The organism is Pandoraea sp. (assembly GCF_041919235.1).
Classification (GTDB): Bacteria; Pseudomonadota; Gammaproteobacteria; order Burkholderiales; family Burkholderiaceae; genus Pandoraea.
Genome location: NZ_JAYRUC010000019.1, coordinates 113,218 through 119,689 on the forward strand (window position 1 = coordinate 113,218; position 6,472 = coordinate 119,689).

Annotated in this window: 6 protein-coding genes; all 6 read left to right on the forward strand. The window is 62.2% G+C overall.

The window, feature by feature from the left end; all coding sequences use genetic code 11:
• The first annotated feature begins 46 nt into the window (after positions 1–46).
• Complete coding sequence (locus ACE3UG_RS16225) at positions 47–1,042, forward strand: hypothetical protein (RefSeq protein ID WP_374625685.1); 996 nt, start codon at positions 47–49, stop codon at positions 1,040–1,042.
• 2 nt (positions 1,043–1,044) lie between these two features.
• A complete protein-coding gene (locus tag ACE3UG_RS16230; protein ID WP_374625687.1) occupies positions 1,045–1,806 on the forward strand; it encodes a hypothetical protein in 762 nt (253 codons plus the stop codon).
• A 72-nt stretch (positions 1,807–1,878) separates the two neighbouring features.
• Positions 1,879–2,421, forward strand: coding sequence for a hypothetical protein (locus ACE3UG_RS16235; RefSeq protein WP_374625689.1), 543 nt, complete (start codon positions 1,879–1,881; stop codon positions 2,419–2,421).
• Positions 2,422–3,079: 658 nt separating this feature from the next.
• Positions 3,080–4,765, forward strand: a complete 1,686-nt coding sequence (locus ACE3UG_RS16240; RefSeq protein WP_374625691.1) for an acyl-CoA synthetase — start codon at positions 3,080–3,082, stop codon at positions 4,763–4,765.
• Positions 4,766–5,034: 269 nt separating this feature from the next.
• Complete coding sequence (locus ACE3UG_RS16245; protein WP_374625693.1) at positions 5,035–6,066, forward strand: AraC family transcriptional regulator; 1,032 nt, start codon at positions 5,035–5,037, stop codon at positions 6,064–6,066.
• 76 nt (positions 6,067–6,142) lie between these two features.
• On the forward strand, positions 6,143–6,472 hold a 330-nt coding region (locus ACE3UG_RS16250; protein ID WP_374625695.1), incomplete at its 3' end, for an acyl-CoA dehydrogenase N-terminal domain-containing protein.

The following is a 6,472-nucleotide window of genomic DNA, read 5'->3' on the forward strand; positions in this document are numbered from 1 at the left end:
CGTCGCTTGCCATCGCGTGTTCGAGCTACGAAAAATGGGCGCCATCATGAAACATAAGGTCCGCTTCGCCGTGCTCGCCTTGGCGGCAATCGGTGCATCGATGCTCTCGCTGGAGCGCGTTGGCGTGACGATCATCCCCGGCGTGATCGGTATCGCCAACGCGCAAGACACGGGCGGAGGCGGCGGCCATGACAGCGGCAGCGGCGGCAGCGGCGGCAGCGGTGGCAGCGGTGGCAGCGGTGGTGGCCATGACGGCGGCGGCGGGCATGGGGGTGGCAGTAGCGGTGGCGGACATAATCCGGGTGGCGAGACCGGGGGGACGGTGGAAAAAGGGCATGGCACACGCTATGGCCACGAAGGCCACGAAAGCGGGCAACACGGGGGCGCCATCTCGCATCCCACGCCAGGCGCCGACCGCTTCGGCGGCGGCAGCGGCATACGTGGCAATGGGCAGGTGCCCGAGGGGGTCGGACGCTACGGCAGTGGTGCGACCAATCTGCAGGACGTGGGCCGCACGCGCCTACGTTATTGGGGCGGTTGGTCCAATCCGAGCGACCCATTGACGCCCCCCGACGACTCGGGCACCGAGACGACCGACCCGACGACAGGCGTCACGTCCGATTTCATTGCGGGTCCGGGTGGCGGTCCGGCGGTCAATGTGCGCAGTTCGCTCGACAGTTCGCCGCGCTGCCAAGGTGTGTCCCTGGGCATGACAGCCGCGCAGCAGTTCAGCGGCAGCAATTTGTTGCGCTTGAACGCGGCGCGCGGCGAGGTCGATCCGGTGCTGGCGGCCAGTGGCAAGATCGCCGCGCCCTATTTGATGGGCAACTTGCAAAACGAACTGATCAAGCCGACACCGAATCCCGAACTGGCTGGCACCTTGCTCGGTCTGGTGGCCAAGACGCCGGTCACGGCCGGAGCCGTCTTGAAAATCGGATTCCTGCTGTGCGCCAGAATGAACGACGCACAAGCCAACCAGATTGCTCAGATTGCGGAGCAACAAAGAACGGCGCTCGCCGCCGCGCCAATCCAGAGGAAGTAGACATGCGACATCTGGCCGACCCGAAGCGCTGGCAATCGATCTTGCCACTGGCCGTGCTGCTTGCCTTTGCGACGGCGACGCTGACCGATGCCAGCGCGCAAGGCCGGACCAGCACCGCCAACGGTCCTTCCGCCGGCACGATCGGCGGCGGGGCGAACGGTGCGTCGAATCGCGGTGGCGCGGGGGGCGTGAGCAACCCGAGTCCCGGCGGCAGCGCCGCCGCCAATGGTGGCGGCGCCACCGGACGCATGCCGCAGGCGACCGAATCGTCTCGGCAGGGATATCTGGGCGGACGCACCACGGCCCCCATCACCCCGCCAGAGACGACGCCGACGGCGTCGAACACGCTGCCGAGCACGCCGTTGACTGTGCTGCCGGCCAGCCAGTTCGGTGAATGTTCGCGCGCGACCACGCTCGCCGCGCCGCAGGCGCGACTTAGCGGTGCCAATCTCGTGCGCATCGACGCGCTTGCCGATGGGTTGATGCAAGGCGCCCCACAAAACGCACTGACCGCCCGCTATCTGTTGGCCGACATGCAAGCCGAACTGGAGAAGCCTGAGCCCGATCCATTGCTGGCGGGCACGTATCTCGGCATGGTTTCGGCGCGGCCCGTGACGACAGATCTGGTATCGGTGGTGAGCGAATCGCTTTGCGCGCCTCCCCTGCCGCAAGCCCGCGCGCATGCCATCGCTGCCGTCGCGGAAGCGCAGCGAATCCAACGGCAATCTCGATCTGGCGCGTCGGATGTCGCTCGGAAGCCGTAACTCACCGCAATCACATTGGTAATTTCGTAACCCTCGCAGGCATTACCCTGCATTCAACGATTGGAGAACACCATGAAATCGCGAAAATTGCTTGGCGCATTGGCCTTGTCCTCGACCCTCGCATTGCTACTGGGAGCGAACGTGGGTATCGCCACCGCCCAGGATCGGGTCCAGGATCAGACGAAAGACCAGTTGCAGGACAAGGATCGCCTGCAGGACAAAGATCAGCTTCAAGACCGAGACCGTCTTAAGGACAAAGATCTTCTGCAGGACCGAACCCGCGACCGGACGCAGACGCAGACGCGAGACACCATCTATGGCAGCCAGTTGATGACGCAGCGCGAGCGTAACGAATATCGCGCAAAAATGCGCGCTGCCAAAACGGTGCGTGAGCGTGATGCGTTGAGACTGGAGCACCACCGCCAAATGCAGGAGCGCGCCCGCGAGCGCGGTGTGACGTTGCCGGATATGCCGCCGGGGCGCGGCAATAGCACTGGCGGCCGCGGCGGGATGGGCGGCGGGATGGGCGGTGGCGTGGGTGGTGGCGCTGGAGGTGGCGCTGGCGGCGGTGCTGGCGGCGGTGCTGGCGGTGGCGCCGGTGGTGGAGGCCGTTGAATCAGCGGTCTTGCGAGCAGCGGATCCAACGCTGCGGGGGCGGCGTTGCGACGACCAGATGAACTGAGCCAGACGCGGATGCTGCGGCGGAAATACCGGTGGAGGCAATGCTCGTGTCCAACGACCCGACCTGCCTCCGCGCCCCCAGGGCGATTCACATCGCTCTGCGTTGCCAAAGGGATAAACCACAGCATTGAGATCATCGAGCGCTCAGGCCACGTCCCGCCGGATGGCCCTTGTCCAGACGCAGGTCGGAAACCCGCCTCGTGTGCCGGGCGTCCTCATCCTGTGATCGCTGGCCCTCACGCACCGTATCCGATCGCATCGCGTTGAAGGGCTTCTTCCACCGATGGTGGCGCCTCCCCGGAAACGCTGACATTGCGGATGCGATCCGCCATTGGCATCCCCAGCAACGCCTGCTTCGGAATCGCCACAACCGGGTCGCTCGACGTTCGCTTTCGCCGCACGGCCACCCAAGGCGCCGGGTCAAATCCGGCACTTACCCCGACACAACGTCGGGTAATCCCGAGAATTGCCAATACCATGCATGGCACCCATAGGTCTCATGTGCTACGCTCAATTCGAGCGAATCCAATACAAGAAAACGCAACAATCATGCCTGCATAGTGGGCACTCATACCCGTGGAGAAGACGCCGAATGGAACCGATGTACGACGCAGGACTCACGCGCCGGCAAGCAAACTACGTCCCCCTTACTCCGATTGATTTCATCGCCAGAGCCGCTGACGTGTACGGTGACAGACTCGCCGTGGTGTATGGCGACACCCGTCGCACGTGGGCTGAAACGTATGCGCGAACCCGACGCCTCGCCAGCGCGCTGCAGCGCGCAGGGATCGGAACCGGCGATACGGTGTCGGTTCTCCTTCCCAATATTCCCGAGATGGTCGAAGTCCATTTCGGCGTGCCGATGGCAGGCGCAGTTCTGAATACGCTGAACACTCGTCTGGATGTCCAGACAATCCTGTTCATGTTGCGACACGGCGAGGCGAAGGTACTGATCATCGACACCGAATACTCGCAGGTCGCACAGGCCGCCGCCGCAGCGTTTCCGGCGTTGCGCATCGTCAGCGTTGCGGATGAAATACCGGCGGATCCCTCCGCGTTTGCATCTGCCGTCGACTACCCGACCTTCCTGGACGGCGGTGACCCAAATTTTGCCTGGTCGCCGCCTGCGGACGAGTGGGACGCTATTGCGCTCAATTACACGTCCGGAACTACCGGAGATCCCAAGGGCGTCGTCTACCACCATCGCGGCGCGCATCTGAACGCCGTTTCGAACATCCTCGAGTGGGATCTCCCGAAGCACGCCGTCTATTTGTGGACGCTGCCGATGTTCCACTGCAACGGCTGGTGCTTTCCCTGGACCATCGCTGCACGTGCAGGCGTCAACGTTTGCTTGAGAAAGTTCGATGTGAATCAGGTTTTCGAGCTGATACGCCGCGAGCAGGTGACTCATTATTGCGGTGCGCCGATCGTTCAGAGTTCGCTCGCAAACGCTCCGGCGGAACTTCGGCACGGTATCAGCCATCGCGTGGCGACGATGGTCGCCGGCGCGCCGCCGTCACCGGCGGTGATAGGCAAGCTTAACGACATCGGGGTCGACGTGACGCATGTCTACGGATTGACCGAGGTCTATGGTCCGGCGTCGGTATGCGCAAAGCAGGCGTCGTGGTCAGCACTCGATGACGACGCTCAGGCTTCGCTCAATGCCCGGCAAGGGGTACGGTATCACCTGCAGGCCGCCGTAACGGTGCGCGACCCCGCTACGTTGGAAGCAGTCCCTCCCGACGGGGAAACCATTGGCGAAATCATGTTTCGCGGCAACATCTGCATGAAGGGGTATCTGAAGAACCCGAAAGCCACCGACGAAGCATTTTATGGTGGGTGGTTTCATACAGGGGACCTCGGCGTAATGTCTTCAGATGGCTATATACGCATTAGAGACCGAAGCAAAGACATCATCATTTCCGGCGGGGAGAACATCTCCAGCATCGAGGTTGAGGACGTGCTTTACCGCCACCCTTCGGTCTCCGTTGCTGCAGTCGTTGCAGCGCCCGATGCAAAATGGGGCGAAGTTCCGTGCGCATTCGTCGAACTCAAGTCAGGCGCAACAGCGACAACCGAGGACATTATCAAGCACTGCAGACAACACCTGGCAGCCTTCAAGGTGCCGAAACGGGTGGAGTTTGGCGAACTGCCAAAAACGTCGACAGGGAAGATCCAAAAGTACGAATTGCGTGCACGCGTCCAATCTGCATCCGCGATCGATCTTGCCGGAGATAGTGCAACCGGAATGCCGCACACCTCGCCTAACAAGGCTTGACCCATCAGATCTTCACAGCAATAAACCGGCCTGAACCCGTAAAGACTCAGGCCGGTCCATTCAACCGTTGGCAATCGCCCGGAATATCTACCAAGAACATGGCCGGCCGAGCCTTCCGGGATAAGAGAAGCGCCCACACGTTCGCCGCTTCAACCCGGTCCCTGCGCCCTGCGGCACTGCGCCGGGGCGCACCTTGTGTCGATAATATCTGCCGAGGGACAAGCGGATTTTCTATCGTCCGCGCACGCGACATCAACTAGATCACGGCAATGCATTCACTGAGCGCTACCGTACCCATCTCACTTGTTCGGGGCTTTCTCGACGGCGTAGGCGCGCCGCCTGATGTCGTCAGGCAATACCTCGAAGCGGCAGGCATCTCAGACGCACTCCTGACCGAGCCTGGGGCGCGAGTAACGGAATCGCAATTCTCAACGCTTTACCGCGCACTGGCCATCGAGTTTGACGATGAAATGCCAGGCATCTTCGAGCGTCCTCTGCGCAATGGCACCCTGAAGTATCTGTGCCTCAGCCTGCTCGACGCGCCCAACCTCGAAACGGCGATGCATCGCTTCGGCCAGTTCATGCATCTGATTCTCGATGACTTCCGGTTTGAGTCGTCCCGAGTCGGCCCCGTGGCCGAAATTGCGTTGCGGCCGGGCCCCGTCGGTGTCAGCGCCTTGGGCCAGCAGTTGATGCTGAAGCTCGTGCACGGCGTGGGTTCGTGGCTCATCGGTCAAAAGATCCCGCTTTTGCAAGTTGAATTCGCGTTTGAGCGGCCTCCGCACGCAGTCGATTACCTTTACCTCTTCCCTGGACCGGCCCGGTTCGACTGCAAACAGACGCGCATGCGCTTCAGCGCTTCCTATTTCGATATGCGCGTGCGTCAGCGCAAGGCCGACCTGCGCAAGTTTCTCGCACGCGCGCCAGAGGATTGGATATTTGTGGCCTTCAACGAGCAACTCACGAGTCATCGGGTCAGGGATTGTCTTGCATCGCGTCTTCCGCGTATGCCATCGATCGACGACGTTGCTCAGGTCCTCAACTGCTCGGTGCGCACGCTTTGCCGGCGACTGTCCGCCGAAGGCTCAGCGTTCCAGACGCTCAAGAATGAGTTGCGACGGGATATTGCGATCCGGCGTCTCACCGAAACCCAGGACGCGATTGCGGCTATCGCTGCCGACGTCGGATTTGATGACCCCACTGCGTTCCATCGCGCATTCCGTCAGTGGACCGGCAGCACGCCGGGTGAGTACCGGTACGCTGCACATAGGCCCGTTGCGCCCCCCCTGCGCAAGGCCTGATCGACGGCCATAGCCGGCGGAGCGGCTAACGATACGCCGCATTCCATCCGTGCCGGGGGACCTCCCCGGTCGAGTCGTGGCCGAAATTGTCAATAGATGGTCCGGTTTGGTTATCGGGATTCTCGACGATCGCCGCTACGATCTGCTCGATAGTTGCCGTGCAGGACCTCAGCGTTCCGGTGTCATGGCAGGCCCCTTCACTACCGTCCACTGGAAAAGCACCCGAATGAGCTATATCGCACCCGTCAAGGAAATGCTCTTTGCCATGCAGGAACTGGCCGATCTTGAGCGCGTGGCGGCGCTTCCCGGCTTCGAGGACGCCGGGCTAGATTGCGCCCAGGCCGTGCTCGACGAGGCGGCCCGCTTTAACGCCAACGTCAACGCGCCGCTGAACGTCGAGGGTGAT

Coding starts and splice junctions, on each gene's coding strand:
- ACE3UG_RS16235 (WP_374625689.1), top strand. CDS start 1,879: ATGAAATCGCGAAAATTGCTTGGCGCATTGGCCTTGTCCTCGACCCTC.
- ACE3UG_RS16225 (WP_374625685.1), top strand. CDS start 47: ATGAAACATAAGGTCCGCTTCGCCGTGCTCGCCTTGGCGGCAATCGGT.
- ACE3UG_RS16240 (WP_374625691.1), top strand. CDS start 3,080: ATGGAACCGATGTACGACGCAGGACTCACGCGCCGGCAAGCAAACTAC.
- ACE3UG_RS16245 (WP_374625693.1), top strand. CDS start 5,035: ATGCATTCACTGAGCGCTACCGTACCCATCTCACTTGTTCGGGGCTTT.
- ACE3UG_RS16230 (WP_374625687.1), top strand. CDS start 1,045: ATGCGACATCTGGCCGACCCGAAGCGCTGGCAATCGATCTTGCCACTG.